28 protein-coding genes and 1 pseudogene are annotated in these 25,597 nt (G+C 61.1%); 7 read left to right on the forward strand and 22 right to left on the reverse strand.

The features are described from left to right. Positions 1-226 precede the first annotated feature (226 nt). The 3 genes from ACZ5KU_RS11255 to ACZ5KU_RS11265 all read left to right on the forward strand — a co-directional run bounded on the left by ACZ5KU_RS11255 (position 227) and on the right by ACZ5KU_RS11265 (position 1,938). The gene (locus ACZ5KU_RS11255; RefSeq protein WP_054056919.1) at positions 227-481 is read left to right on the forward strand and encodes a DUF1652 domain-containing protein; all 255 of its coding nucleotides are present in this window, start codon (positions 227-229) and stop codon (positions 479-481) included. Between the two features lie 484 nt (positions 482-965). Next, entirely contained in the window at positions 966-1,484 is a 519-nt protein-coding gene (locus ACZ5KU_RS11260; RefSeq protein WP_464737158.1) for a hypothetical protein, read from the forward strand. A gap of 7 nt (positions 1,485-1,491) precedes the next feature. Beyond that, positions 1,492-1,938 (forward strand): DUF421 domain-containing protein, encoded by a 447-nt coding sequence (locus tag ACZ5KU_RS11265; RefSeq protein WP_054056918.1) that lies wholly within the window; start codon positions 1,492-1,494, stop codon positions 1,936-1,938. Here ACZ5KU_RS11265 and ACZ5KU_RS11270 read toward each other — a convergent pair. The 4 genes from ACZ5KU_RS11270 to ACZ5KU_RS11285 form a co-directional block, all read right to left on the reverse strand. After that, the gene (locus ACZ5KU_RS11270; protein WP_054062761.1) at positions 1,919-2,155 is read right to left on the reverse strand and encodes a hypothetical protein; all 237 of its coding nucleotides are present in this window, start codon (positions 2,153-2,155) and stop codon (positions 1,919-1,921) included. The genes ACZ5KU_RS11265 and ACZ5KU_RS11270 overlap by 20 nt on opposite strands. A gap of 87 nt (positions 2,156-2,242) precedes the next feature. Then, a complete protein-coding gene (locus ACZ5KU_RS11275; RefSeq protein WP_054056916.1) occupies positions 2,243-3,199 on the reverse strand; it encodes a lysylphosphatidylglycerol synthase domain-containing protein in 957 nt (318 codons plus the stop codon). Then, complete coding sequence (gene clsB, locus ACZ5KU_RS11280) at positions 3,199-4,395, reverse strand: cardiolipin synthase ClsB (protein WP_054056915.1); 1,197 nt, start codon at positions 4,393-4,395, stop codon at positions 3,199-3,201. Before clsB ends, ACZ5KU_RS11275 begins: the two co-directional genes overlap by 1 nt. Beyond that, positions 4,392-5,186, reverse strand: a complete 795-nt coding sequence (locus ACZ5KU_RS11285) for an endonuclease/exonuclease/phosphatase family protein (RefSeq protein ID WP_054056914.1) — start codon at positions 5,184-5,186, stop codon at positions 4,392-4,394. The genes clsB and ACZ5KU_RS11285 overlap by 4 nt, the downstream gene beginning before the upstream one ends. A 276-nt stretch (positions 5,187-5,462) precedes the next feature. On the opposite strand from ACZ5KU_RS11285, the gene ACZ5KU_RS11290 reads away from it, so the two are divergent. Together ACZ5KU_RS11290 and ACZ5KU_RS11295 are read left to right on the forward strand one after the other, a co-directional pair. Then, positions 5,463-6,563: a DUF3182 family protein gene (locus ACZ5KU_RS11290; RefSeq protein ID WP_054056913.1), complete on the forward strand. Its 1,101-nt coding sequence runs from the start codon at positions 5,463-5,465 to the stop codon at positions 6,561-6,563. Further along, positions 6,553-7,305, forward strand: coding sequence for an alpha/beta hydrolase family protein (locus tag ACZ5KU_RS11295; RefSeq protein ID WP_054056931.1), 753 nt, complete (start codon positions 6,553-6,555; stop codon positions 7,303-7,305). Before ACZ5KU_RS11290 ends, ACZ5KU_RS11295 begins: the two co-directional genes overlap by 11 nt. Here ACZ5KU_RS11295 and ACZ5KU_RS11300 read toward each other — a convergent pair. From ACZ5KU_RS11300 to cyoA, 12 genes are all read right to left on the reverse strand, one after another. Continuing rightward, positions 7,300-8,157 carry an SDR family oxidoreductase gene (locus tag ACZ5KU_RS11300; RefSeq protein WP_054056912.1) on the reverse strand — a complete coding sequence of 286 codons (858 nt, stop codon included), beginning with the start codon at positions 8,155-8,157 and terminating at the stop codon, positions 7,300-7,302. The genes ACZ5KU_RS11295 and ACZ5KU_RS11300 overlap by 6 nt on opposite strands. A 174-nt stretch (positions 8,158-8,331) precedes the next feature. After that, positions 8,332-8,892, reverse strand: a complete 561-nt coding sequence (locus tag ACZ5KU_RS11305; RefSeq protein WP_054056911.1) for a type 1 glutamine amidotransferase domain-containing protein — start codon at positions 8,890-8,892, stop codon at positions 8,332-8,334. A 133-nt stretch (positions 8,893-9,025) separates the two neighbouring features. Then, a complete protein-coding gene (locus tag ACZ5KU_RS11310) occupies positions 9,026-9,262 on the reverse strand; it encodes a hypothetical protein (protein WP_054056910.1) in 237 nt (78 codons plus the stop codon). 208 nt (positions 9,263-9,470) lie between these two features. Further along, positions 9,471-11,261, reverse strand: coding sequence for a thiamine pyrophosphate-requiring protein (locus tag ACZ5KU_RS11315; RefSeq protein WP_464737159.1), 1,791 nt, complete (start codon positions 11,259-11,261; stop codon positions 9,471-9,473). A 131-nt stretch (positions 11,262-11,392) separates the two neighbouring features. Next, entirely contained in the window at positions 11,393-11,665 is a 273-nt protein-coding gene (locus ACZ5KU_RS11320; protein WP_054056908.1) for a hypothetical protein, read from the reverse strand. Positions 11,666-11,736: 71 nt separating this feature from the next. Beyond that, positions 11,737-12,006 (reverse strand): DUF6555 family protein, encoded by a 270-nt coding sequence (locus tag ACZ5KU_RS11325; protein WP_054056907.1) that lies wholly within the window; start codon positions 12,004-12,006, stop codon positions 11,737-11,739. 458 nt (positions 12,007-12,464) lie between these two features. After that, the gene (locus ACZ5KU_RS11330; RefSeq protein ID WP_464737160.1) at positions 12,465-13,352 is read right to left on the reverse strand and encodes a manganese catalase family protein; all 888 of its coding nucleotides are present in this window, start codon (positions 13,350-13,352) and stop codon (positions 12,465-12,467) included. A 154-nt stretch (positions 13,353-13,506) separates the two neighbouring features. Next, positions 13,507-13,809 (reverse strand): con-10 family general stress protein, encoded by a 303-nt coding sequence (locus ACZ5KU_RS11335; protein ID WP_081005884.1) that lies wholly within the window; start codon positions 13,807-13,809, stop codon positions 13,507-13,509. A 297-nt stretch (positions 13,810-14,106) separates the two neighbouring features. Continuing rightward, the gene (gene cyoD / locus ACZ5KU_RS11340) at positions 14,107-14,445 is read right to left on the reverse strand and encodes a cytochrome o ubiquinol oxidase subunit IV (protein WP_054056904.1); all 339 of its coding nucleotides are present in this window, start codon (positions 14,443-14,445) and stop codon (positions 14,107-14,109) included. 1 nt (position 14,446) lies between these two features. Beyond that, a complete protein-coding gene (cyoC, locus tag ACZ5KU_RS11345; RefSeq protein ID WP_464737161.1) occupies positions 14,447-15,061 on the reverse strand; it encodes a cytochrome o ubiquinol oxidase subunit III in 615 nt (204 codons plus the stop codon). Then, entirely contained in the window at positions 15,058-17,037 is a 1,980-nt protein-coding gene (cyoB, locus tag ACZ5KU_RS11350; protein WP_464737162.1) for a cytochrome o ubiquinol oxidase subunit I, read from the reverse strand. Before cyoB ends, cyoC begins: the two co-directional genes overlap by 4 nt. A 1-nt stretch (position 17,038) precedes the next feature. Then, positions 17,039-17,965, reverse strand: coding sequence for a ubiquinol oxidase subunit II (gene cyoA, locus ACZ5KU_RS11355; protein WP_416772823.1), 927 nt, complete (start codon positions 17,963-17,965; stop codon positions 17,039-17,041). Positions 17,966-18,287: 322 nt separating this feature from the next. Between cyoA and ACZ5KU_RS11360 the strand changes: the two genes are divergently transcribed. Next, entirely contained in the window at positions 18,288-18,818 is a 531-nt protein-coding gene (locus ACZ5KU_RS11360; protein ID WP_054056900.1) for a hypothetical protein, read from the forward strand. A gap of 60 nt (positions 18,819-18,878) precedes the next feature. Here ACZ5KU_RS11360 and ACZ5KU_RS11365 read toward each other — a convergent pair whose 3' ends face one another. The 6 genes and pseudogenes from ACZ5KU_RS11365 to ACZ5KU_RS11390 form a co-directional block, all read right to left on the reverse strand. Next, positions 18,879-20,231 (reverse strand): cation:proton antiporter, encoded by a 1,353-nt coding sequence (locus ACZ5KU_RS11365; protein WP_464737163.1) that lies wholly within the window; start codon positions 20,229-20,231, stop codon positions 18,879-18,881. 8 nt (positions 20,232-20,239) lie between these two features. Continuing rightward, positions 20,240-20,892, reverse strand: a pseudogene (locus ACZ5KU_RS11370) (glycosyltransferase family 2 protein). After that, positions 20,889-21,488, reverse strand: coding sequence for a class I SAM-dependent methyltransferase (locus ACZ5KU_RS11375; protein ID WP_054056897.1), 600 nt, complete (start codon positions 21,486-21,488; stop codon positions 20,889-20,891). Before ACZ5KU_RS11375 ends, ACZ5KU_RS11370 begins: the two are co-directional and overlap by 4 nt. After that, positions 21,485-22,240: a PIG-L deacetylase family protein gene (locus ACZ5KU_RS11380; RefSeq protein ID WP_054056930.1), complete on the reverse strand. Its 756-nt coding sequence runs from the start codon at positions 22,238-22,240 to the stop codon at positions 21,485-21,487. The genes ACZ5KU_RS11375 and ACZ5KU_RS11380 overlap by 4 nt, the downstream gene beginning before the upstream one ends. A gap of 8 nt (positions 22,241-22,248) precedes the next feature. After that, positions 22,249-23,277 carry an acyl-CoA dehydrogenase family protein gene (locus tag ACZ5KU_RS11385; protein WP_464737164.1) on the reverse strand — a complete coding sequence of 343 codons (1,029 nt, stop codon included), beginning with the start codon at positions 23,275-23,277 and terminating at the stop codon, positions 22,249-22,251. A gap of 406 nt (positions 23,278-23,683) precedes the next feature. After that, entirely contained in the window at positions 23,684-23,863 is a 180-nt protein-coding gene (locus ACZ5KU_RS11390) for a con-10 family general stress protein (RefSeq protein ID WP_464737165.1), read from the reverse strand. Between the two features lie 430 nt (positions 23,864-24,293). Between ACZ5KU_RS11390 and ACZ5KU_RS11395 the strand changes: the two genes are divergently transcribed. Continuing rightward, entirely contained in the window at positions 24,294-25,538 is a 1,245-nt protein-coding gene (locus ACZ5KU_RS11395; protein ID WP_464737166.1) for an iron-containing redox enzyme family protein, read from the forward strand. The last annotated feature ends 59 nt before the right edge of the window (positions 25,539-25,597 follow it).

Consider the following 25,597-nt stretch of genomic DNA (forward strand, 5'->3'; position numbering starts at 1 on the left):
ATGGCAATGACCGCTTGGCTTTCTGCTTGCTGATAAAGAGCAGCGATGAGAACCGAATCTGTCAGTGAGCAAGTCTGGATTGACTCGGGATGCCCTTTCGTGGGATACATTTCGGCCGCACGCTCAACTTCTCAGTAACTTGCTATAAATCCCGGTGCGCACCCAATTAATTGGGTTTGTTTTCTTCCTGAATGAATAATCACCTATCTAGTGGGACGCCCTTGCGATGCCTTCTACTCTTGAATTGCGTCGTCTGATTGAAACCGCATTTCTGCCAACCCCGTGCATCTGTACGGTCGATCAGGGGAAAACCCTCACGATTCAACTGATGGACGCAGATACCCGGCAGGAGCAGCTCACCGTCACCGGCATTGACCCTCAAGGTTTGAGGTCGATTCGGGCCATTGCGCTTCTGGTCGCAGAGATCAAGGAGGAGCTCAGGCTCAATGCGCGAGCGACGGATGAGTCCGCAGACACCTGAGGTGCCAATACCCTGACATCGCCCTATCGAGGTGAAAACTCGAATAGCTGGGTACCGCCACCTGAAAAGTTGTACAGAATTCTAAAAGATGTACACGTAAGCGTCGGTTCGTCTACACCCCGGGCATCTGCTTCAACACCCCTTCATCTTTGACGCCACCCCGCAACAGCTCCCCCTGCGCTCAGCTTTTCTGAACAATTTCCCCCTTTGCAGACTCCACCGAACAGGCAACGTGTCGTGATGGAGCGCGAAGGGTACCTGGCGATCCGCAAGGACTGCCGGGTGGGCCAATCCGGTCTTGACCACCACAAGCGGTCGGTGAGGCAGTGACAGCCTTGGCGTCCGTCGAAAAACACCTGGGGAGAAAGGGGTATGTCCACCGCCGCAAACATCATTGCTTGTCTGCATAAGCACGCCTTGCGGTTCACCACCGCGCCGTCGTGCACCGCAGGCAGGATCGGCGAGAGGGCATGGGAGGAGCTGCGTGAACCAGCCTGAATCCGCGGACGAGCAAAGTCGCGATTACCCGGTACGCGAAGACATGGCCTATCAGCTCAAAGTCTGGCGATTTGAGCGGTGGGGTTGGTATGGCTTGGTCGTTATCGTGTTGATGGCATTGCTCGGGGTTTTTTCTCGTGGGCCGCTGAGCACCCGGGAGCTTCACAGCCAGGACGGCAGGGTAACGCTGCGCTACGAGATCGTTCACCGCAACGGCTCGACCAATCCCATGAAGATAACCGTTGCCAGTGGCCGGGCCCATTCGCAGGTCGAGTTGGCGCTGGACGGGGATCTTTTCGAGGGATTCAGCATTGAAACCCTGCAACCCGATCCGATCAGGACGGTCAGCTCCGCACGGGGGCTCAGGTTTTGGCTGCAGACCGACGCTCAAGGACAGGCCACGCTTTATCTGATGCTGCGAGGCGATGGCCTGGGAGGCTACAGCAGCCGCGTATCGATAGCGGGCTCCTCGCCCGTTGAACTGACACAATACATCCTACCGTAGGTGCACCATGGACTCCGTGTTACGAGCGGCCGCGATGTACGTGGCCTTGATGATCCTGTTCAAAATCGCTGGAAGACGCTCGCTGGCGGAGCTGACCACGTTCGATCTGGTATTGCTCATGATTATTGGCGAGGCCACGCAGCAGGCGCTGCTTGGCGACGATTTCTCGTTGACCAACTCCATCGTGGTCATCGTCACGCTGATTGCGGTGGACGTGGGCCTGTCGCTGTTGAAGCGACGATTCTCGACGATATCCCGGCTGATCGACGGCGAGCCCACGATTCTCGTCGAGCACGGCAGGATTCTGCATGAGCGCTTGCGTCAGGCGCGTCTGATCGAAGCGGATCTCATGGAAGCGGCACGTTCAAACCAGGGCATCGAACGCGTGGACCAGATCAAGTTCGCCATACTTGAGCGAAATGGAAAAATCTCGGTCATTGCGCAGGATCAATGAGGGAGTCATCAGCGCCCTCAACCACATTCGCGTAGGCACGAGCTGCCCTGCCGAGCAGCGCGGCGCGCTCGTCGCCGTCGATGAAGCCTTCGTCGAAGTACTCATCGGCCAGCCGCACGAGCTCTTCATGCTGCTCCTGGGCGTTCATGTGGCTCTCCGGTTTTTCCAGCAGTTTTTCCCAAGCCTGTAAGGCATGTTCCTTTCGGTCTTCGTACATGGCACACCTCATGGAATGATGACGAGCGCAAGGGCTCAGGCCTCGGTTGAACGACAGTACGGAAAAGCTCGGCCAGGGTTCCAGGCGTTACCCTCCAGGACTCTCGTTGGCCGATTGGCGCATGGCTTTGGCACGCTTTTCCAGTACCAGGTAGCTGGCGCCCGCGAGCAACAGGGGGATGAGGTAGTAGAGCGTTCGATAACCCAGCAGTGCGGCCACCAGCGGGCCCTGGTCAAGCTGGTCGTGGAGCAGGGCGAGAAAAACCGCCTCCAGCACACCCAGCCCTGCGGGAATATGCGTAATGACGCCTGCGACACAACTGATCAGCAGAACCCCCAGGACCGCGGGATAGCTCAAGGGAGCCGGGAGCAGCAGGAACATGAGGCCCGCCATCAACGCCCAGTTGCTGGCACCGAGCCCGACCTGAAACAGCGCCAGGCGCAGCGAGGGTAAGGTGAACTCGTACCTGCCCCAGGCCCAGGCCCTTTGCCTGGCCCACCCGCAGGCAAGCAGATAACCCCCGGCGATGACGACCAGCGTCAGTCCGATGAGCTGCAAACCGAGCGCCCCCAGGCTCCAGCTGTCCGGCAAGGTCACCAGACGCAGGGAAAACACCACGCCGGCCAGGGCCGCATAACCTATCCAGTTGGTGACGATCCCCAGGGTAATGATCTGCGTGACCGTGGCAGTTTCAAGCCCCAGGCGCTTGTAGAGGCGTAAACGCAAGGCGATGCCGCCGATCCAGGTGGTGAAGTTCAGGTTGAAGGCATAACAGACAAAGGCCACCGGCAGAACATGCCGCACCGGCAGCGTGTGGCCGGTGTAGGCGCGGGCGAGCAGGTCATAACCGCTGACCAGTGCGTAGCTCAACAGGGCCATCGCCAGACCGAGCAGCAGTGTCCCGGGTTCATAGCCTTGAATCGAACGCAGGACCTGGTGCCAATCCAGGTGGCGGGCCATCCAGTAAAGCAGCGTGCAGACGAGCGCCACAAAGCACAGTGTCAGCCACTGCCGGCTTCGGGCCTGCCAGGCCTTGCCCGTCATCAGCGCTCTCCTTCCTGGCAACTGATGGGCTGCGCGTGGGGGGCCAGGGGGCGCAGGTATTGCTTGTGCGCCGGCAGCCAGCCGGCAATCGTCGGAAAATGCCGGATGCAGTGAAAGCACAGGAAGATCAGCGGGGCCCTCCACCAGAAGCCGCGGACCATGCGCTCGAGGGTGATCCGCTTGCAGTCGTGGCGGATGAGCTGTTGAAGGTGATCGTGCAGGTGCTTGTTGAACACGTCATCGCGAATGAAGAGATTGGCTTCCAGGTTCAAGGCCAGGCTCAACGGATCGAGGTTGCTCGAACCCACCGTGGCCCATTGATCATCCACCAGCGCGACCTTTCCATGCAGTGGCCGACGACAGTATTCCAATACCCTGACGCCATCGCGTAGCAGGTGGTTGTACAACAGCCTGGAGAGGGCACGCACCCAACGCAGGTCCGGCTGCCCCTGCAGAATCAGCGTCACCTCCACACCCCGCCGGGCGGCGTTACGCAGCTCTCGCAGCAACCGGTAACCCGGAAAGAAGTAGGCGTTGGCGATCAGCACGCGAAAGCGGGCGGCCTGCAGGGCTGCCAGGTACTGCTCCTCGATCGTATTGGTGTGATGCTGGTTGTCACGGTCAAGCAACCGTGCCCATGCCTGTCCGCGCAGACGGCCGTCGGGCGCCGCCCGCTGCTCGGGTGGCTCTTGGCCCAGCAGGCGCAGACAGCAGGCCTGCACCTGGGCCACGACGGGGCCGGTCACCTCCACCGCATAGTCCTGTTTGGCCATGGGGCCGGATTCGTCCAGGTGATCGGCGCCATAGTTGAGCCCGCCGACAAACGCCCGCTGGCCATCAATCACGACAAGCTTGCGGTGCAGGCGCCGAAAGAGATTGGTACGCATGCCCATCCATCGCGGTTGAGGATCGAAGACATGCAGGCGCACCCCCGCTGAGGTCAGGGCCTGGATGAAGGCGGGAGGCAGGTCGGCGGTACCGTAGCCATCGACCGTGACATCGATCTGCACGCCCCGTCGAGCGGCTTCGACGAGCACCTGCTGCAACGCCTTGCCCACGGCATCGTCCTGGATGATGAAGGTTTCAAGCAGCACGCGTTGGCGAGCCTGGCCGATGCTGTCGAAGACACGGCGGTAATAGTCGTTGCCATTGATCAGCAACCGGACGTCATTACCTTCCAGCCAGGGGGCGTTCACAGGGCCAGCTCCACCACCAGCGACGCATGGTCCGACAGGTGCGACCAGGGGCGTGTGCTCAGTACGCGTGCGCCCAGGGGCGAAGCATTGCGCACATAGACCCGGTCCAGGCGTAGCCAGGGAAACCGCGCAGGAAAGCTGCGTGCCGGCGCACCTTCAAGCTGGGCGAAGGCTTCGACCCAGGACTTCTCGCAGAGCCGGCGGTCAGCGCGTCGACGCCAATCGTTGAAATCCCCGGCGATGATCACCGGCGCGTCGGGGGGCAATGCCCCCAGGTAATCGAACAACAGATCGATCTGGTTCTGACGCTGGGCTTCGCGCAGGCCCAGATGCACGCAAATGGCGAACACCCGGGCATGCCCGGGCACATCCAGTGTGCAGTGGAGCAGCCCGCGCTGCTCGTTGCCCTGGACCGAAACATCCCGGTTGCCATAGGCCAGGATCGGAAATTTGGAGAGCAGGGCATTGCCGTGATCCCCATGGGGATACACCGCGTTGCGTCCGTAGGCGAACTGCGGCCACATGCTGTCGGCCAGGTACTCGTACTGAGGCAATGAAGGCCAATCGGGGTAGCGCTGCTCGTGTTGGCGATGGCTGCCATGCACTTCCTGGAGAAACACCAGATCAGCCCCGGTGCTGCGTACGGCCTCGCGCAACTGCGGCAGGATGAAGCGCCGGTTGAACAGGTTGAAGCCCTTGTGCACATTGAGGGTGAGCACCGTCAGGCGATGTATCGCATCGACAGCCGGTGGCAGGCTGGCTGGGCCTGGTACGGGGTTGACCTGGTTCACCGTTCTCCTCCTTCCTTCCGGGTCTGGCCTGCGCGTGTCGGCTTCACTGTGAGCGGACCACGCGGGCGCGAGGGGGCTGATTTCGAGCTGTCCCCTGTAGCTGCGACCGGGCCTTGCGCCGTGCAGTTCAAGAAGAATCCGTGCGCCCCGGATAGCCGGCGCCCTGCGGGTCGGCAGGCCGTCACGACGGCCACGCTCCGTTGATCGATCCGGCCGAACTATTGATCCGCGGGGTCAGTCGGCTTCCCTATAGGGTCAACAAAGGGAGCCCTCCCCATGAGCGTTACGGCGAAGCAACGGTGTGTGGTGGCCTACGGCAGTGTCGGGGCCGGGGAGCATGAGGAACAGACCAACCTGGCGCTGGCGCGCTGGTTGGCACAGATTCTCGGCTGGTCATTCACCGACATCAGGTCGCAGGACCGCGGGTCGGCGCAGGCGCTGTATTTCGTTCCTGCCCACACCCTGGTCGGTGAGGAACGGGTCGAACTGGGCATCAGCGGTGTGGAGGACCTGCTGGGTGGCTATGTGCAACACGCTTTCATGGCCACCAAGGCGATTTCCCACCCGTTGCTTTCCCGAACGCGCTGGCAGCCGCAGGGGTGGAATCCCCAATTCGCGGAACGGGTGCGGGCCGTGGTGCTGGCGGGCCTGACGGTGTTCGATCGGGACGATGCCCGGCACGCGGCTATTGAGGCGCTGCGCTCAGGGCCCTTGCGGGTCAAGCAGGTGCAGGCGTGCGGCGGGTCCGGCCAGGCGGTGTTGCACGACAGCACCGATCTGGCGCAGTGGTTGAGTGGTCTTGATGAGCCCACCTGTGCCCAGGGCATCGTCCTGGAGGAAAACCTTGAACAGGCCGTGACCCACAGCGTGGGACAGACCCTGATCGACGGTTTGCTGATGACCTATCACGGCCACCAGCACCAGGTACTGAACCGGCACGGTGAGTCGGTGTACGCCGGCTCCGACCTGTTGCTGGTACGTGGCGACTACGTCGATCTGCTGGCGCGGGACCTGGAGCCGCAAGTGCGCAAGGCCATCGAGTATGCGCGCGTTTATGACACTGCCGCCGCGCTGAGCTTTCCGGGCTTCTTTGCTTCGCGTCGCAACTATGACGTGCTGCAGGGCATGGGCAGGGAGGGAGAATCGAAGTTCGGCGTGCTTGAGCAGTCCTGGCGGGTGGGCGGCGCGACGGGGGCCGAACTGGCAGCGTTGCAGGTGTTTCGTGAGCGCCCGGCGGTGAAGGCCGTTCGTGCTTCCACCCATGAGGCCCATGCCGAATGCCCGCTGCCTGAGTCGGCACGGGTGCTGTATCGCGGCCCTGATGGCCGGGGTGATTTCATTCTCAAGTATGCACAGGTCGATGACCATGATTGCTAACAGCGAACCGGTGTGGATCAACGTCGAGGAAGACTCCATCGCGGGCAATTTTCTGAGCCCCCGATCCAAGGTCCCCGGCGTGTTGTTCGTGCACGGTTGGGGAGGGAGCCAGGAGCGTGACCTCAAGCGTGCCCGGGGGATCGCCGGCCTGGGCTGTATCTGCCTGACCTTCGATCTGCGCGGGCATGGCGCAGAGGACAGCCGACAGGCGCAGGTCACGCGTGAAGACAACCTGCGTGACCTGTTGGCCGCGTATGATCGGCTGCTGGCGCATCCCGCCCTGGATACCTCATCGATCGCTGTGGTGGGCACCAGCTATGGTGGCTACCTGGCGACGATTCTCAGCCAGCTGCGCAAGGTGCGCTGGCTGGCCCTGCGGGTACCCGCCATCTATCGTGATGAAAACTGGCACATGGCCAAACGCCAACTCGATCGCAGGGATCTGATGCAGTACCGGGCGAGTCACATCCAGGCGACTGAAAACCGCGCCCTGAGAGCGTGTGCGGCGTTTCGGGGAGACGTTCTGATTGTCGAGTCGGAGCATGATGAGCATGTGCCCCATGCCACGATCATGAGCTACCGGGCTGCGTTTCAACAGACCCATTCGCTCACCCACCGCATCATCGATGACGCCGACCACAGCTTGAGTACCGAGGTCGCGCAGGATGCCTATACCTCCATTCTGATCGATTGGATCACCGAAATGGTGGTGGGTGAGCGATTGAGTATCTCCAGCCTATAGGATCGGTTTGCCGCCGGTGACGCCATAGCGTGACCCCGAGACATAGCTGGACTCGTCAGAGGCCAGCAGCACGTAGAGCGGCGCGACTTCCACGGGTTGGCCGGGCCGCCCGAGGGGCGTCTGTTGACCGAAGTTCCTGACCTCTTCAGGCGGCATGGTGGCCACGATCAGGGGTGTCCATATCGGACCGGGCGCCACGCTGTTGACACGAATGCCTTGGGGACCGAGCAGTTGCGCCAACCCGGCAGTGAAGTTGGCAATCGCGCCCTTCGTGGTGGCATAGGGCAGCAGGGTCGGCTTGGGCGCATCGGAGTTGATCGAGCTGGTATTGATGATCGAGCTGCCGCTGGCCATGTGGGGCAGGGCCGCCTTGCAGAGGCGGAAGATCGCCGTGATGTTGATGTCGAAGGTTCGCACCCACTCCTCATCGGCAATGTCCTCAAGGGTCTCGTGGGTCATCTGGTAGGCGGCATTGTTGACCAGCACGTCGATGCGCCCGAATGTCTCGACGGTTTTGGCCACCAGTTCGCTGCATTGCTCTTTCTGCGCTATATCGCCGGGCAATAACAGGCACTGGCGACCGGCCTGTTCGACCCAGCGCGCGGTTTCCCGGGCATCTTCATGTTCATCCAGGTAGGCCACGGCGACATCGGCGCCTTCGCGCGCAAAGGCAATCGCCACGGCGCGGCCGATGCCGCTGTCGGCGCCGGTAATCAAGGCAATCTTGCCTTGCAGGCGGCCGGAGCCCCGGTAGCTTTGCTCCCCGCAATCGGGGTAGGGATCCATGGCTTTCTGCGAGCCGGGAGTGGATTGGGGTTGGGACGGAAAGGGAGGGCGAGGATAGGTTTTCATACGTGCGTCTCCATCAGAATCAGGGATGGGCAGTTCAGCGATGGGTCGTTCAGTGGCGACTCATGCGAAGTTGCCTGGATTGAGTTGTCCGGTAGGAGCCAATGCGATACCGCTGGGACATCTGACTGTTGCCGGCTGTATCGCCTGACGCCGAATGACCTGCCAGGGAGGTCGTCAGGCGGCCACGAGCGCCTGCGCAATGGCCTGGTTGAAATCGTCCAGGTCGCCGGGGTTGCGTGAGGTGATCAGCGTCCAGCCATTGGCCTGGCATTGCGTGACCGAGGCATCGATCCATTCAGCCTTGGCATTGACCAGGTCTGTCCGTACGCTGGGGTAGGAGGTGAGCGTTTTGCCTGCGATCACGCCGGCGTCAATCAATGTCCAGGGCCCGTGGCAGATGGCGGCAACGACCTTGCCTGCCTGGACAAAGTCGTTGATCAGACGAAGGGCCTCGCCATCCTGGCGTAGCGTATCGGCGTTGACGGTACCGCCGGGAATCAGCAGCGCATCGAAGCCGCCGCCGTTCAGATCCGCCAATCGAGCGTCGGATTCGACCTGCCTGTCCTTGTCGGTATCGTGCAGGAAGGTCTGGGTCGCACCGCCTTCGCTGGACCCATGGGTGACCGTCGCACCCAGCTCACGCAGGGTCTGCAGCGGTTTTAACAGTTCATCTCTTTCGATACCGGTGTTTGAGGTGATGATGAGTATGTGCTTGCTCTGGAGTGGTGAGTTCATGAGTGAAAGTTCTCCGGTTTAAATAAGGGGGGGCTTCAGTTGGCGCTCTACCTCCTGTCTGACCTCATGGGCAATGCCGTAGGCCGGTGATTCATGCGCGGTGGCCACCTTCGGGCGGTGGCCTCGATCGGGCTCAAGCGATATCCCGGTCCACCAGTTGCAGATGCTCGATGGCTTCTCTGGCCTGACTCTGCGCCTTGGCCTTCAGCGTCTGGTAATGGCTGAAGGTTTCCGCATCGAGGTCGGGGCGCTCCAGCAGTTCATAGGCGGCATGCTGAAGGGCATAGGCCCTGTCGAACAGTCGCCGGTTCTGTTCGAGCGCGAACCGTTTGCAGGCTTCGAGTGGGGCGTGATGAGCTTGGGTTTGCATGGGTTCCTCCTGATTGAAAATGAGCGGTGGCGGCTGGCAGAACGGCTGCCATACAAGGTCCGACTTCGACCGGGCGCAGGGATTGCAAATAAAAGCATTGGAAAAGCTGTGGCGTTGCGCCGTTAACACAGCAGGAAAGTCGAACGGTCAAAGGGAAGCGCCGCCAGATCGGGTAGCGCCTGCCGGCGAACCATCAAGGCCTGACCCATCACCTCTTGCGTTTGGGCAGTACGCTGCTCATCACCTGTTTGGCGGTCTGCAAGAGGATGCCTGCTTCATCGGGATCGCCCTGGGCCAGGGTCGAGGCCATTTTTCTGGCCTGTTCGAGCGTGATATGCGCCGGCAGCGGTGGCACGTTGGGGTCGGTCTTGAACTCGATGACCACCGGGCAGTCGGCGGCCAGGGCCTGCTCCCAGGCCGCGGCGACGTCCTCTTCGCGCTCGACGAAGATGCCCTTGAGGCCGATGGAGATCGCAAACAGGTGGTAGGGCACGTCCGGAATGCCCTGCGAGGCTTCGAACTTGGGATCGCCTTCCATCACGCGCTGTTCCCAGGTCACCTGGTTCAGGTCTTCATTGTTGAAGATGGCGCAGATCCAGCGGGGGCTTTCCCACTGCCGCCAATACTTGGCCACGGTAATCAGTTCGGCCATGTTGTTCATCTGCATGGCGCCGTCGCCGACCAGCGCCACCACGGTGCGCCGAGGGTGGGCGAACTTGGCGGCAATGGCATACGGCACCGCGGCCCCCATCGAGGCCAGGCCGCCGGACAGCGAGCACTGCATGCCCTGGCGGATCTGCAGGTCGCGGGCAAACCAGTTGGCGCAGGAGCCGGAGTCGCTGGTGATGATGGCGTGGTCGGGAAGACGGGGCGAGAGTTCGAACACTACCCGTTGCGGATTGATCGGATCGGCCTTGGCCAGGGCGCGTTTTTCCAGGGTTCTGTCCCAACTGGCGCGCCAGCTTTCGATCTTCTTGCGCCACTGGCGGCGTGTCTTGTGCTCAAGCAATGGCAGCAGTGCCTGCAAGGTCTGGCTGGCATCGCCCTGCAGATTGACCTCCATCGGGTAACGCAGGCTGAGCATGCCGGGCCGCAGGTCGATCTGCACCGCACGCGCCTGGCCTTCCCTGGGCAGGAACTCGGCATAGGGAAACCCGGAACCGATCATCAGCAGGGTGTCGCACTCGTTCATCAGCTTGTAGCTGGGCTCGGTGCCCAGCAGGCCAATGCAGCCGGTGACCCAGGGCAGGTCATCAGGCAGGGCTGCCTTGCCCAGTAGCGCCTTGGCGACGCCGGCTCCGAGCTTCTCGGCCACGGCGATGACCTCTTCGGTGGCCTGCAACGCGCCGGCGCCGACCAGGATCGCCACCTTGTTCCCGGCGTTCAGGACCTCGGCCGCGCGTTGCAGGTCCTGCGCATGAGGGATCACCCGCGGGGCACTGTAGCCTGAGCCGGAATGCGCGGTGCCATGGGCGCGACCTGACTCCTCGTATTCGAGGTCCTGAAGATCGTTGGGCAGAATCAAGGCTGTGACGCGTCGCTCACCGATGGCGATCCGCAGTGCCCGGTCGACCAGGTGGCGAACCTGCGAAGGGGTTGAGGCCTGCTGGACGAAGGCGGCCGCGACGTCCTTGAACATCGACACCAGATCCAATTCCTGCTGGTAATGGCTGCCCAGCGCCGTGCGTGCCTGCTGTCCAACGATCGCCAGTACAGGCATATGATCCATCTGCGCATCATAGAGGCCCGTCAGCAGGTGTGCAGCGCCCGGACCTGAGGTGGCGATACACACGCCGGGTTCGCCGGTGAATTTGGCGTGGGCCGTGGCCATGAAGGCGGCCATTTCCTCGTGCCGGGCCTGAATGAACTCGATCTTGCCCTGGCTGCGGTTGAGGGCACCGAAGACACCGTTGATGCCGTCGCCCGGATAGCCATAGAGGCGTCGAAAACCCCATTGATACAAGCGTTGCACCAGAAAATCGCCTACGGTCATGGTCATTGAACACCTCACTGTTCTCCAAAAGGGCATCGTGATGGGGCTTTCACCCTGGCCACCGGCTCACGCCACGGATCATTGACGGGGCGCTGGGCTGACGGCGCCCGAACGCGGTGGCCGGCAACGGCTGCGGATCAGCCGCAGCTGTCGCCAGCGTCTTCAGGGGTTAGCTGAAACTCATTCTTGGCTTGCTCCCAGGCCTTGCGGGCTTGCGCGTACCTGGCCGCGGCCTGCTCCTTGGCGAGGCGAAATTTCTCCAGTGTGTCCGAGGTGACGACACCGTCGCTGAGCAGGTCGTAGGCTTCGTCATCCAACCGGGCCGCCTCCCTGAACAGGCGGTTGCTGCGTTCGGTTGCCGCGAGCCAACGGTTTTGGGTGGTCTTTTTGTTATTCGCTACTCGGTTCATCGCAGTCCTCCTTTTTCTGGCTTGTCTTGCAAATGAAGGGAATCAACCCGGCTATCTGTCGCAACAGGCGGTCAGTCGGGTGGCGGCGGGATATAGGGTTTTGGAACAAAGGGCGCTTCGCCGGAGCGCCACCATTTCACGTTCTCGACGCCATAGCGTTCGGCGAGCGGTTTACTGATCCGTTTGACGCGCTCTCGGGCGAATCGGGGAATACGGCCTATGCCCGCATCACAACAGGCCCAATGCCAAGCCTCGGCGTTATTCATTGTGGGTGCCCTGATGATGAAAGACTTCTGCTCGCCGTGAAGAAAGTATTCGATGATGAAAAGTTGATTGTTCATTTTCCCTCCTTGTTGTTTGAGTTGGTCGGGCGGGCAAGGCAGGAGGTTCAAATTATTTGAAGGTTGAATTGAATGGCGTGATATCAATTAGCCTCTGGGTTTTTATTTAAACGCGTGTATGGTTTGTTGTTCGGATTAATGTTGTACAGATATTTTTTCTTGTACATGTTTTGTATAGGTTTTAAATGATTGGCGTCATTTCATAAGGCGTGGTTGGATCGTCGTGAAACAAGCGGGGGATGGGAGGAACTAACCGGGAACTTGGCGGGTTGAGTCGGTTCGCCGCGAATCGCTGAATAACATCGGATATCGAGGATGGAAGGGCGTTCTTGCTCTTTCGGGTGCGGTTATTTGCCTGGGGTATCTGAATGAGGGGGTGTACACAAGTTGTGGTTAACCCATTATTCAGCGCGCCCTCCACCTGGAAGAGTGCGACCGTCGCCGCACTCGTTTGACGTTTACAGGGGGTTTTTGCTGCGAGTGAGTCCAGACCCCAGATCCGCACCGGTGAGAGGGTTGGCTGCCGGGTCCGACTGGGTTCGAATTTTCATGGCTTCAAGCACATCCTCGTCGGCAGCGGGCAGGTCCACGCTGGCGCTACCGTCCCCACCATCGAGCGCCGGTTGAGGATTGTCGACGTACTCGAAATCCTCGTCATTGTTCCATGGACCGCGCAGGTCAGGCTCGCCCTTGGACATGCTGAAATAGGTATTGGCGAACTCAGGCATACCCGGCAGCTTGCCTTGGGGGAAGTTGGGTTGAATAGCGTGCAGGGCTTTCTCGAACGACTTCTGGTGAGCAATTTCCCGGGTCATCAGGAAACCGAGCGCCTCCTTGATACCGGGGTCGTCGACCACGTTCATCAACCGCTCGTAGACGATCTTGGCGCGGGCTTCGGCAGCAATGTTGGAGCGAAGGTCGGCGGTGGGTTCCGTCATGGAGTCGACGTAGGCCGCCGTCCAGGGCACGCCGGCGGAATTCACCAGTGGGGCTCCGGCCCCGTAGAGCAGGCTGGTGATGTGTGAATCATTGCCGGCCCCGTTGAGGGATCGATACAGCTCGCCTTCTGCCTGGACGCCCTCTGCCATCTGGCCCTTGGCGCCCCGGTTGAGCATGACAATAATCGAGCCGACGATCTCCAGATGGCTCAGTTCTTCTGTGGCAATGTCCATCAGCAGGTCCTTGCGGCCTGGATCCTCTTCGGCCAGGGCCTGGGTGAAGTACCGGGCGGCGGCGGCGAGCTCGCCATTGGCACCGCCAAACTGCTCAAGCAGCAGGTTGGCAAGGCCCGGGTTGGGTTGCGCGACGCGTACGGTGTATTGAAGGCGCTTATTGTGTAAAAACATGCTGAATCTCCTCGGGCGCATCGGTCTGTCTGGGTCGCACAAGGCATCACGGCCGTTCAGGTGATGGGCCCTTCAATATCAGGATGAAAAGAGGGGTTGGCGAGAGGGTGACCAGGCCCCGATGTCCCTGAGGCCTGGTCCGGGTTACACGTACTCAGGATTTCTGCCCACCGGAGTGGCTATGTTGGCCACCTTTTTTCCCCGCTTCTGAAGCCTTTTCACGGTCTTCGGCAAAGTTGCCGCCGCGACCGCCGTTAGACTCGTTGTCCTGGGCGTCGCTGGCATGCCGGCCCCCGCCGTGACTGTGCTCACCGCCTTTGCGACCGGCTTCGGCGGCTCGTTCCGGATCATTGGCGAAGTTGCCTCCCGATACCTGGCCTCCCTTGCGGCCTGCTTCAGAGGCTTTTTCACGGTCATTGGCAAAGTTTCCAGGATTGGTGTTTTCAGTATTAGCCATTTTATCTCACCTCATGATTGTTAAAGTACGAACCGTTGGCCCGTTTAATGTTGAGGAGAGAAAACGCTCAAGGTTTTTTTATTCTTTTATAGGGGCGACGGATGGATGTTTATTGAAGGTTCAACTTGTTTTGAGTTTATTCGATGGTCAGTCGATAAATCGTCTCGCTAAATAAAGCCTCTGTGGGGCGCGTCGACTGCTCGTGCGCAGCCTCAGGTTGAGAATGATTGAAGGTCGATTGTCAGGGCTGGCAAGTAACGGGCGATAGTGGGGTGATCAAGTGCCCGGGAGCGTGACTCAATGTGCCAGCATCTTGATGTGGATGCTTTCCATGATCCATAACGACAACCCCACCAGCAGCAGGATGATGACCAGCGAAAAAACGAACGCAATCAGGTTCCAGCGCTGCTCGGCGGCTGTATCCAGATGCAGGAAGTACTTCAAGTGAATGAAGACTTGCACGATCCCGCTCAGGATGACCAACCAGGCCGTGAAGTGGCGAGGGAGTGTCGGGAACATGACCAGGCCGAAAGGGATGATCGTCAGCACCAGGGACAGAGCAAATCCGATCAGATAGGACGTTCTGCTGCCATGGCTTGAACCGGCTGAGCTGTTAATGGGGCTTTGGGTATACATATCAGGCCACTCCCAGCAGGTAGACGACGGTGAACACGCAGATCCAGATGACATCGAGAAAATGCCAGAACAGGCTCAGGCAACTCAGACGCATTGCCGTGGTGCCGTTGATCCCCCGACGGGCGACCTGGCACATGAGAACGGCCATCCAGATCAGGCCGATGGCGACGTGCAGACCGTGGGTGGCGACCAGCGTGAAAAAGGCACTGAGAAAGCCGCTGCGGGCAGGGCCGTACCCTTTCTGAACCAGATGGTGAAACTCATTGATCTCCATGCCCACGAAGGCGGACCCCAGCAGGAACGTCAGCCCAAGCCAACGAATCACTTGTCCGGCGGCACCTCGGTTCAGGGCGAGCATCGCGTAGCCATAGGTAATGCTGCTCAGCAACAGCAACAGGGTTTCTCCCAGGACATAAGGCAGCTCGAAGATGTCGACCGTCGAAGGTCCACCGGCGACGTTGTCGCGCAGGACGGCGTAACTGGCGAACAGCGTCGCGAACAGAATGCAGTCGGTCATCAGATAGACCCAGAAGCCGAACACCTTCAGGGAGCCCGCGTCTTCATGGCCCTGTTCGTGGTTATGGGCGATAGCTTGATTCAATACCGTGTGAGTCATGATGACGCCTCCGTCAGATGCTGAAGCCGGGTTTTCTCGATCACGGCGACTTCCTGCGCGGGTATGAAATGGTCGGTGTGCTCGTCATGACTGCGAACAATCAGGGCCACACCGGCGGCGACCAGTCCCAGCACTGCCAGCCACCCGATGTGCCACACCAGGGCAAAACCGCATAGGAAGGTGAAGAGACTGATCAGCAGGCCGGCCGAGGTGTTGCTGGGCATGTGGATCTGCCGGTAGTCGGTGAGGGTGAGGGTGCTGATGCCACGCTCCTTCATTCCCCAATAGGCATCCAGGTCATCCACTACCGGTTGTTGAGCGAAGTTGTAGACCGGGGGCGGGGAGGCTGTTGCCCATTCCAGGGTGCGCCCGTCCCAGGGGTCTCCGGTCTTGTCCCGATTCTTGTCGCGATCGCGAATGCTCACCCACAGTTGCACGGCCTGGCACGTCACTCCACAGAGAATGATCGCCACGCCGATCAACTCCAGCATCAGCCATGGGCGCCACTCGGGGTTGTTGAAGTGATTCAGGCGTCGGGTCATGCCCATGAAACCCAACACGTAGGACGGCATGAAGGCGAAGTAGAAGCCGATCAGCCAACACCAGAAGGCGGTCTTTCCCCACTTGTCGTTCAGACGGAAGCCGAAGGCCTTGGGGAACCAGTAGGTCAGGCCCGCCATGTAGCCGAACACCGCACCGCCAATGATGACGTTGTGAAAGTGCGCGATCAGAAACAGGCTGTTGTGCAGCAGAAAGTCCGCCCCCGGCACCGCGAGCAGCACACCGGTCATGCCACCGATGCTGAACGTCACGATAAAGCCCAGCGTCCAGAGCATGGGTGTTTCGAAGCGGACCCGGCCTTTGTACAGGGTGAACAGCCAGGTGAAGATCTTCACCCCGGTCGGCACGGCGATGATCATCGTCATGATGCCGAAAAACGCGTTGACGTTGCCGCCGGCACCCATGGTGAAGAAATGATGGAGCCAGACGATGAACGACAGGATCGTGATGGCGATGGTTGCCCATACCAACGAGGCATAGCCAAACAGGCGCTTGCGACTGAACGTGGCGGCAATTTCCGAAAAGATGCCAAATGCCGGCAGGATCAGGATGTACACCTCCGGGTGTCCCCAGGCCCAGATGAGGTTGACGTACATCATCGGGTTGCCGCCGGCTTCATTGGTAAAGAAGTGCATGTCCAGGTAGCGGTCCATGGTCAGCATCAACAGCGTAGCGGTGAGGATGGGAAAGGCGGCCAGGATCAGAATGGAGGTACACAGCACCGTCCAGGTGAAGATCGGCATCTTGAACAGGGTCATGCCCTGGGTCCGCATCTTCAGGATGGTCACGAAGAAGTTGACCCCGGTGAGCAGCGTACCGATGCCGGAGATCTGCAACGACCAGATGTAGTAGTCGACCCCGACGCCAGGGCTATAGGCGAGCCCTGAAAGAGGCGGGTAGGCCACCCAGCCGGTGCGGGCGAACTCGCCGACCCCCAATGACACGTTGACCAGCACGGCTCCGACCACGAACAGCCAGAAGCTCAAGGCATTGAGGAAAGGGAAGGCGACATCGCGGGCGCCGATCTGCAGCGGCACGACGACGTTCATGAGCCCCACCACGAACGGCATGGCCATGAAGAAGATCATGATCACGCCATGGGCGGTGAAGATCTGATCGTAGTGTTCCGGGGGCAGGTAGCCGGCTCCCCCACCGGCGGCCATGGCCTGCTGTGTCCGCATCATGATGGCGTCGGAGAAACCGCGCAGCAGCATGACCAGTGCCGCGATGATGTACATGCAGCCGATCTTCTTATGGTCCACGCTCGTGAGCCATTCGCGCCACAGGTGGCCCCAGTACCGCTTATGGGTCACCCAGGCGAGCAGGGTGACGCCGATCAGCGCCACCACCGCCAGGGTGTACATGATGATCGGCTCATCGGTGGGGATGGCGTCCCAGGTCAATTTTCCGAACATGTCAGGGCTCCTTCGACATCATGGGTTGGGGCTTGCGGTCATGGATTCCGATGGCACGCATCCCGGTTTCCTTGCCCTTGGTTCCGTTGGATGGGTTCATCCCCTCGTACTGGTCCACAATGGCCTGGAACAGCGTTTCATCGACGCGGGAGTAGTAGGTCACCGGATGGGCGATGGTGGGTCTGGCGAGCCTTGCGTATTGCGCGTGATCCAGTGATCGTGGGGCGGTTTTCACCTTGGCCACCCACGCCTCGAACCCGCTGGCGGTCGTGGCATAGGTATCGAAGTGCATGTCCGAGAAACCGGGGCCGTTGTAATTGGCGGCGATGCCCCGCAACTGCCCCGTTTCGTTGGCGATCAGGTGGAGCCGGGTCTGCATGCCGGCCATGGCGTAGACCTGGCCTCCCAATGCGGGAATGAAAAATGACGTCATCGCCGCGTCGGAAGTGATGGTGAAGCTGACCGGAGTGTTTACCGGCAGGGACAGCTCATTGACACTGGCGATCCCCAGGTCGGGATAGATGAACAGCCATTTCCAGTCTGTCGCCACCACCTGGACATTCAGCGGTGCGACCTGCGACTCGAGGGGCTTGTAGGGATCCAGCGAGTGGGTGGTCCGCCAGGTGACGACACCCAGAACCAAGATGATGAGCAGCGGCACTCCCCAGACGACCGCCTCGATCCTGTGTGAGCTGGCCCAGCGCGGTGCGTAGGGCGCAGTCTTGTTGCTGGCGCGATAGCGGTAGGCGAACCAGAAGGTCATGACGATCACCGGCAAGACCACAACCAGCATCAGCGCCGTGGCGAGAAAGATGAGGTTGCGCTCGTCAATGGCGACTTGGCCTTTGGGGTTCAACAGAACGGCATTACACCCCTGTAGCGTCATTGCACTGATCAGGAAAGACAGATGAGGTTTTTTGATTTTCATAGGTGCTCCCTCACGCGCACTGCATTCAGTGCGGTGTGTGTTTCAGTGCGTTTGAATCGGTAACAGGGGTATGGAAAAGGCGTCGCCCGGATTGGTTTGAACGGATGTTTTTTTTACGGACGAGCGGTAAAACTGGCGAAGCGGCCAGTTGCGCTGTGATTGCCTTGTGTCGGGCCTGGATAAAAACAATGGAATTATTATCGCGGCGGCCGGGTCCTTGAGTTTCAAGCGCTTTTCAGGAGAGCAGTCATGTATCGCCGAGGATCTGTCTCCGGGCAGCCCGACAACGCGTAATGGAAACTGACCACGAGAGCCTGTTGCGATGCCCCGGATCCTGACGTCTCGGATCAACGAGGATGACCTGACCGAGCAGAATGCCAAGATGTTCGGCTCTCCCAAGGAGCGCCTGGATTTCTATCGCCGTGAAATCCAGTACGAAACCACCATCCTGTCCAATCGGACGGACGCCTACCTCACGGCCCAGTCATTTCTGGTCATCGCTTTCGCTTCCTGTATGAGCAACGTCAATCCTGAGTGGGGCAAGCTGTTCACGCTGTCCCTGCCGCCGATACTGGCCTTGCTCGGCATTCTCAGTTCCCTGAACGCCTGGCCTGGCATCAAGGCGGCGTACGAGATCATCGATCACTGGCACTTCAAGCAAAGCCAGCTCTTGCAGAGCGAGCCGGTGATGGGATTGGCCTATGATGAGTCGCCGTTATTCTGCGCCAGTGAATCAACGCACAAGGGGTACCGCAAATCGCTGCTGTTCTCCCTGCGTTCACCGCTGCTTTTTGCCCTCTTCTGGCTGTTGCTCGGAAGCTGGTCGGTGATAGTGCAGACCGTCAGCTTCTGATTCGACTTGCAGGATGAAGCGGCAGGGCGTGGACCTGTTTGGCAGGCGGTCCCGTTCGGGTCAGGTGTCATCCTGCTTCGCCCTCAGGCGCTCATAGCGGGCAAGCATGGGCTGGGTACTCAGGCCATGGATCAGGATGCTGAGGGCGACCACCGAGAGGGTCAGGCCGACACAGGTCCCGGCCAGGTCCGCGTCCAGCCCGTGATTCAAGGCGTAGAAAAGGTAATACAGGCTGCCGATCCCGCGGATACCGAACCAGCCCACCAGCCACCGTTGAGGCGTCTGCAGCAGTGGGCCCCAAGGCAGCAGCAGGACGCTCGACGGCCGGATGACGAGAAACAGGAGGGCGCCGATGATCACTGCCCGCCCGTCCCAACAGTTCACGATGACGACCCCCAGCAGGGTGACCAGGAACACCTCCATGGCCCTTTCCACCAGGTTACCGAAGGCCAGCATGTCCCCCATCATCACCCCCGCCGCCACCTGGGCCTCTTCCAGGGCATCGACATCGCCATGCAGGGCCAGGTGCGGCTCGACGTTCTGGTGCCCGACCACGGGCTGCACCAGGTGCTCGGCGGGCGCTTTGGCACTGTCCGAGGAGAGCACTTCCGACCGGCGCAAGCCGAGCGCGGCCGCGAAGACCGAGAGAAAACCATACCCCTGCAATGCCTCTGCAATCACATAGGCCAGGGCGATCAGCGCCAGCGTCAGGTAGTCGTTGGGCGAGGAGGTGCTGTCCCGGTTTCGGGTTTGCATCAGCAGCGTCAGCCGGCCCAGCCCGCGCCCCATGCCGTAGCCGATCAGCAGGCCTGCCGGAACGGCCCACACCAGATCCTTGCATAGCCACTCCAGCCAGCCATCGCTGGTGCTGCCTGGCGCCTGGAGCATCGCCAGCCCCAACAGGACGAATGGAAAGGCCACCCCGTCGTTGAGTCCTGCTTCGCCGGAAAGGCCGAAACGCACCCGGTCGTGATCCCTCGAGTCGTTCACCTGAACCATGGAGGCCAATACCGGGTCGGTAGGGGCGAGGATCGAGGCCACCAGCACAGCGGCTCCCCAGGGCAGTCCGAGCAGATAGTGCAGCGCCATGCCGGTGGCCGCAATGCTCAGCAGCATCACCGGTCCGGCAAGCCCCAAGGCGACTCGCCAGCTGGGGTCCTTCAGAGGCAGGCGCAGCTTGAGTCCGCACACGAACAGGGAAAACAGTACGGCGACCTCACTCAGGTGCTCCATCCAGGACGACGCCTGATGAAGGTCCAGTTGCAGCCAGCCGAGTCCGGCAGGACCCATGGCAATCCCCATGACCAGGCAGGCGGCCGAGGTGGTGATCGGCATCCAGCGCAAGGCGGAGGAGGTCAGTGCCAGGACCAGCAGGATTCCGCCCAGCACGCTCATCCACAGGAGGAAGCCCATGGCGGGGCTCAAGTGCCCAGCGCAGTGAGAAAATCGCCGAAGCCGCCGCGCACGCGACAGTCGCTGCGACTGCTGGTGGAGACACTGTTGCGGGCGGTCCACACGATTCGAGCCCCGCTTTGCTGCAGGTCGTTCACCAGTTGTACATCCTCGTGCAGTGGCAGGGGTTGAAAGCCGCCGGCCCGTTGGTAGGCCCTGGCACAAATGCCCAGGTTGGCCCATGGATGTGGCGATGATGCTCGCGCGCCTGGTAGTGCGCCTGATAACGCTGGCGCAGCCGGGCATCCTGATGAGCCTGCCAGTGCTCCACATGCACGGTGCCGCACACGGCATCGGCGCCAAATGCCAGTTGGCAGAGCAACCAGTCGGGAGGGACGCAACTGTCGGCATCGGTACACGCCAGCCAGCGAGCGCCGTTCTCCAGCATCAGGGAGGCGCCGGCCCGGCGGGCCATGCCGACGTTGCGTGCGTCGATGCTCAGGGTGCGAACGGCATGTGCCACGGCGATGGAGTGGCTGGCATCGCTGCACTGATCCAGGACGACAAGGATCTGGACGGCTTCGCCCAGGCGTTCCACAGGGCGGGCGGCCCGTTTCAAGGCCTGGAGGCATTTCCCCAGTCGCTGGGCCTCGTTATGGGCAGGTACGATCACGGCGATCATAGGCAGGTCTCCTGCAGATTGACGACGCAGGGCTCCGGGCTCCAGAGCTCCAACAGAAACTGCGCTTCCTCATGGCGCACGACCCGATGCAGGGGCAGATGGCGTTCGAGCAGGGCATGGACCTGGCTTCCGTCCTGTTCGCACCCCGCGATGGGCGCAAGCCAGTGGCAGGCCAGCACTTCACCCCCGGGCGCCAGGCTGTCGAGGGCCTGGGCGATAACCTGGCGCCAGTCGCAGGCACTGAGGTAATAGCCGATCTCGCCCAGTACGATCAGGTCAAACGGTCCCGCCGGCCAGGTCGTGGGCAGCCGGCCCTGTTCGACCACCGCGTGGGGCAGGTCGCCCAGGCGTGTCCGTGCCAGGCGCACGGCCGTCGGGTCGCCGTCCTGGCACAGCAGTGCGTCGCAGCGGCAGGCCAGGGCGGCACTGAGCTCGCCATTGGCACAGGCGGGCTCGAAGACACGCCCATAGCGTTGCCGTGGCAGGCAGGACAGGATCAGGTCGCGTTTTCGTTGCTCGTACCAGCGGCTGCGAAATTGCCAGGGGTCGTCACTGGCGGCAAACAACTGGGCGAAGTAGTGCTCGCTCACACTCATGTGAATACCAGTTCAAAGGGTTGCAGAAGCCTTTCGAGGGCATGGGCCTGCAGCACTGGCGCGGTGTCCTGATCAGGCACTGTCTGGCTGCGGTGAGCGGCGATCGCCCGACGCTTGAGTGAGAGCGTCGAGGCGTCGAGCGAGAGTTTGCGAGCACGTTTCCACGGCAGGCGGGCATCGTTCGGCAGGGCCCAGTGCCACGCCCACACGGGGGCTTCGAACAGCATGGCCTGGCGTTGTCGGGCTGCCCCGGCGCAGGCCCGCCCAACCGCTTCATGGTCAGCATGACCATCCTCGCGCCAAGTGGTGATCACGCGATCCCCGGGTTCGATCCATTGCGACAGGTCGTGGCACAGCTCGGGTTCATGGCGTGCAACGTCACTGTCCGGCAGCCCGAGGCGCAACCATTGCAGCTGCGTGGTCTTGAGTCCCAGTTCATGCAGGGCGGCCAGGCTCTCCTGGGGGCGCACCTGCCGAAGCCGGTGTTCAGTCCAGCGCGTCGACCCTCGATGGCTGGCTTCGCCGTCCGTCACCGAGATCAACAACAGGTTCGGTGCCGGCTGTTGCGCCAGGCCCACCAGCAGCCCCCCGCACATCAGCACCTCGTCATCGGGGTGCGGTGCGACCACGACCAGCCGGCATCCGTCGGGAACGAGCGTGTTGCGGCTGATGGGCGGCACCTCCGCCAGGGACACCGAGCGTTGCCAGTCGGCCAGGGGCGTGCCGGTTCCCTCAATCGCCTTCGAGTCCATGGCGGTGCTCATAGCTGCCAGCTCCCTGGCGCCGCATCGGCCACCTGGTGGCCCAGCTCTGCCAGGTCCCGCTCGGCATGGCTTTGCCGCAGGTACACCGGAAGGTCGGCAGCGAGCCGGGCAAAGTGGGGATCACGACAGTAGGGGCTGGCCCCCAGCGCACGTCCCACATGAGCGCTCACGTTCGAGGCGGCTTCTTCCACCACTGCCCGCAAGCGGCGTACGGGGACGCTGGCCTCGGCCTGCGGATGCGCGTCGATCCAGGCTGCACATTCGCGCAGTGTGGCTCTGGCGGCGCACAGGGACGCCTCGACGGCCCCCAGGTGGGCGTTGGCATGGGGATCGGATCGCCGGGTGCAGCAGTACTGGCGCAGATGCTCGGCCAGGGCCTCACTGGCCCCATACCAGCAAGCGGCAATACCTGCCCCGCCATGCCAGAAACCCGGACGCTCCAGATAACGCCCCGGTTGACCCACCGGGTACGCAGGGGTGTCGCGAAACTCGAGCTCAACGCTGCCGGTGTCTGCCATGCCCACCGCGTGCCAGGTGCTGGCGTCCAGGTGTTGGGTGGGCTCATTGAGATGGATGGCGACCAGTTGCTGACGGCCTTCTTCATCCCAGGCGGTCAGTAGTGCGCGATCGATGTGGTGGGCACCCGAGCACCAGGCCTTGCGCCCGCGCAACTGCAACTGCGGGCCGCGACGGGCGACAATCCGCGTGCTGGCAAAGGGCGGCTCGGCGGCCCAGACGCCCCAGATATGCGGGTCCTCCAGGTGCCGGGCATCACATTCAGCCAGGATTGCCAGCGCATCGGTATGGCCTTCATAGAGTTTGGCCAGTGAAAGGTCATGCCCGGCCACTTGGGCCAGTTTTTGCCAGCGCTGCAAGGTCTTGCCCTGGCCTGGCAACGGCAATCGATCCAGGCCGTGGGCCTGCAAGGTGCGCAGGGTTTGAGCGGCAGGCGCAGACGCCGGAAAACGGCTGAGCAGGGTTTGCAGTACGTCATGCTGGAGGGTGTCGGCATGGGGCATGCTCATCATCCTTGGCGGGTGGAACGGTGGAGAACCATTGCCTAAGGTATGAAGCAGAGTGCTTGAAGGGAGTTCAATCCGATTGCGTTTGAACGGCAGCGGTTGTGCAAGGCAACATCCGTATCGAGCAGGAGTGGCCTGGTAGTTTCAACTCATCCCGAAAGGAGAATAGACTTTAAATATGAAACACCCATGATCGGTAATTTCGACATTTTTTAGGGCCATCAATGCTCTGGGTTTGACTTCTTTATTACAGCCGGATTTTTCGATTTATAGAGAATATACCGAAGCAGAGACTATCCAGAATAAAGGGACAATCTCCGAGAGTCGTCATGCCTAGCCTGAGAGAGCAGGGTGCAAGGCTTGCAAAAAGAGGCGCAAGGGCCGCAGCCCCTGCGCAAGGACTCAGACATCAACTGCGGCCTTGACCACCGTGGCTATGCTGGCCACCTTTTTTACCCGCTTCAGAGGCCTTCTGCTTATCGTTGGCGAAATTGCCGCCCGACGCCTGACCGCCTTTCTTGCCGGCCTCGGATGCCTTTTCACGATCGTTGGCGAAGTTGCCTGGGTTCGAATTGCCTTTACTGGTCATGATGATACCTCTGGTTCGTTGAGTTGTTTCGCTCACCGCAGGGCGAGCATTAACTGGGATTGGGGTGGGTGGGAGAAGTTGGAACTAAATTTTCTTCTGGCGATGAACGGTAGTTTGCTGTTTTTCTGCCGTTTGATGCTTATAAGCAACCGGCGTGCTTCTGCAATAGGGGTATAGAGAGGGGAGGGCGGTGCGGCATTGACGTCGGCTTGGCCGCTTCGCCTTGAGGTCTTTGGCACAGGGACAGGAGCGCTGCGCCTTATCAGACTTCGACCGTCGCGAAGCATTCTTTCAGGCCCGGTGCCGATGAAGCGAAACGGCGAATTTCCGTCAGCAGGACCGGTCATCAGCCATTGATGAAACGGAATGGAATCTTTCCTTTGCGCAGCGGCTCTTCCCCTCATGAGCCACTGATTTGAAGGAGTACTCGATGACGCCAGTCAAAGCGCTGAGCGCAAGCTTGGCACCGCTACCGTGCGCGCCACTGCGCAACCTGTACCAGCAACTGCTGGCCCTGGGTGACGAGCCGCCCGTGGAGCTGGCCTGTGACGTTCTCCACCAGCAATTGCAACAGGTGGAACCGGCTGCCCATCCGCTGCCCACTCAATTCCATCAGCTGCTGGCCTGGGTCGAGGGCCACTGTGCCGAGGTCGCCCGGCAGTACGCTCACTACCTGCAGGAACGCCGCCAGGGCGCTGGGCGACGTTATCTGCGCAACAAGGCGCATGCACTGTACTTCCTGCAGGCCGTGGCACCGACCAAGCTGGTCGATGGCGCCTGGCTGTACGGAACGTTGAAACACTGGAGGGACTATCGCTATGACGGTCTGATCACCACCTATCTGCAGGAGCTGGGGGATGGCGAGGCCGCGCTCAATCATGTGGCCCTGTATCGCCGGCTGCTGGCCGATGAAGACTGCGAGCACGATCCGGATCTGGGCGACGAGCACTATCGGCAAGGTGTGATTCAACTGGCGCTGGGGCACGCTGCCGATGCCTTCCTGCCGGAGGTATTGGGTTACAACCTGGGTTACGAGCAGTTGCCCCTGCATTTGCTGATCTGCGCCTACGAGCTGAGCGAATGGGGCATCGACCCCTACTACTTTACGCTGCACGTCACCATCGACAACGCCAGCACGGGTCATGCGCGCAAGGCCGTGCAAGCCGTCAGCGAACTGAAGCCGATCGGCATGGACGCCAAACAGTACTGGCAACGAGTGGCCCGCGGTTATCAGCTCAATGACCTGGGACTGGGCACGCTGGACGTGATCAGGGCTTTCGATCTGGAGCGGGAAGTGGTGTCGATGCTGGAGCGCAAGCGACTGGCCGGCCAGTACCTGCATGCCGATCGCTGTCGCTTCGAAGGCAGGACCGTCAACCAGTGGCTGGAGCAACCGGGGTGTATTCCGGCGTTCTTGCAGGCCTTGCAGGACCGGGGCTGGATCCGTCGTCACCAGGACCCGCGAGACAGTCGCTTCTGGCGTCTGATCGAGGGTGACGCCGCGGCGATGTTCGGGGTGTTCAATGGCTATGAGAAGCAACTGATCAAGGATTGGATTGCGGGAAGGTGGCAGGACTCAACGCCTGTTGGCATTCCCCGGGGGGAGTGGCCCATCGCCGGGCGGCGGAGGATGCTCAAGACGATCCGGAAACCTGCCTCTTGCGCCAGGTGTTGAACCGGTATTCACCTGACCAGCAGATCGCGGTGCTGTTGCCCTGGCTATCCGCCCCTCGC

Source organism: Pseudomonas sp. Tof1 (assembly GCF_055390395.1).

Bases quoted from the DNA above. Each gene is read 5' to 3' on its own strand.
- ACZ5KU_RS11320 (WP_054056908.1), bottom strand. From the start codon at position 11,665: ATGAACCGAGTAGCGAATAACAAAAAGACCACCCAAAACCGTTGGCTC.
- ACZ5KU_RS11305 (WP_054056911.1), bottom strand. From the start codon at position 8,892: ATGAACTCACCACTCCAGAGCAAGCACATACTCATCATCACCTCAAAC.
- ACZ5KU_RS11270 (WP_054062761.1), bottom strand. From the start codon at position 2,155: ATGTACGAAGACCGAAAGGAACATGCCTTACAGGCTTGGGAAAAACTG.
- ACZ5KU_RS11360 (WP_054056900.1), top strand. From the start codon at position 18,288: ATGCCCCGGATCCTGACGTCTCGGATCAACGAGGATGACCTGACCGAG.
- cyoD (WP_054056904.1), bottom strand. From the start codon at position 14,445: ATGTATACCCAAAGCCCCATTAACAGCTCAGCCGGTTCAAGCCATGGC.
- ACZ5KU_RS11395 (WP_464737166.1), top strand. From the start codon at position 24,294: ATGACGCCAGTCAAAGCGCTGAGCGCAAGCTTGGCACCGCTACCGTGC.
- ACZ5KU_RS11385 (WP_464737164.1), bottom strand. From the start codon at position 23,277: ATGAGCATGCCCCATGCCGACACCCTCCAGCATGACGTACTGCAAACC.
- ACZ5KU_RS11295 (WP_054056931.1), top strand. From the start codon at position 6,553: ATGATTGCTAACAGCGAACCGGTGTGGATCAACGTCGAGGAAGACTCC.
- cyoA (WP_416772823.1), bottom strand. From the start codon at position 17,965: ATGAAAATCAAAAAACCTCATCTGTCTTTCCTGATCAGTGCAATGACG.
- ACZ5KU_RS11375 (WP_054056897.1), bottom strand. From the start codon at position 21,488: ATGAGTGTGAGCGAGCACTACTTCGCCCAGTTGTTTGCCGCCAGTGAC.
- ACZ5KU_RS11300 (WP_054056912.1), bottom strand. From the start codon at position 8,157: ATGAAAACCTATCCTCGCCCTCCCTTTCCGTCCCAACCCCAATCCACT.
- ACZ5KU_RS11275 (WP_054056916.1), bottom strand. From the start codon at position 3,199: ATGACGGGCAAGGCCTGGCAGGCCCGAAGCCGGCAGTGGCTGACACTG.
- ACZ5KU_RS11315 (WP_464737159.1), bottom strand. From the start codon at position 11,261: ATGACCATGACCGTAGGCGATTTTCTGGTGCAACGCTTGTATCAATGG.
- ACZ5KU_RS11290 (WP_054056913.1), top strand. From the start codon at position 5,463: ATGAGCGTTACGGCGAAGCAACGGTGTGTGGTGGCCTACGGCAGTGTC.
- ACZ5KU_RS11310 (WP_054056910.1), bottom strand. From the start codon at position 9,262: ATGCAAACCCAAGCTCATCACGCCCCACTCGAAGCCTGCAAACGGTTC.
- ACZ5KU_RS11390 (WP_464737165.1), bottom strand. From the start codon at position 23,863: ATGACCAGTAAAGGCAATTCGAACCCAGGCAACTTCGCCAACGATCGT.
- ACZ5KU_RS11255 (WP_054056919.1), top strand. From the start codon at position 227: ATGCCTTCTACTCTTGAATTGCGTCGTCTGATTGAAACCGCATTTCTG.
- ACZ5KU_RS11335 (WP_081005884.1), bottom strand. From the start codon at position 13,809: ATGGCTAATACTGAAAACACCAATCCTGGAAACTTTGCCAATGACCGT.
- cyoB (WP_464737162.1), bottom strand. From the start codon at position 17,037: ATGTTCGGAAAATTGACCTGGGACGCCATCCCCACCGATGAGCCGATC.
- ACZ5KU_RS11365 (WP_464737163.1), bottom strand. From the start codon at position 20,231: ATGGGCTTCCTCCTGTGGATGAGCGTGCTGGGCGGAATCCTGCTGGTC.
- ACZ5KU_RS11330 (WP_464737160.1), bottom strand. From the start codon at position 13,352: ATGTTTTTACACAATAAGCGCCTTCAATACACCGTACGCGTCGCGCAA.
- ACZ5KU_RS11325 (WP_054056907.1), bottom strand. From the start codon at position 12,006: ATGAACAATCAACTTTTCATCATCGAATACTTTCTTCACGGCGAGCAG.
- ACZ5KU_RS11265 (WP_054056918.1), top strand. From the start codon at position 1,492: ATGGACTCCGTGTTACGAGCGGCCGCGATGTACGTGGCCTTGATGATC.
- ACZ5KU_RS11380 (WP_054056930.1), bottom strand. From the start codon at position 22,240: ATGGACTCGAAGGCGATTGAGGGAACCGGCACGCCCCTGGCCGACTGG.
- cyoC (WP_464737161.1), bottom strand. From the start codon at position 15,061: ATGACTCACACGGTATTGAATCAAGCTATCGCCCATAACCACGAACAG.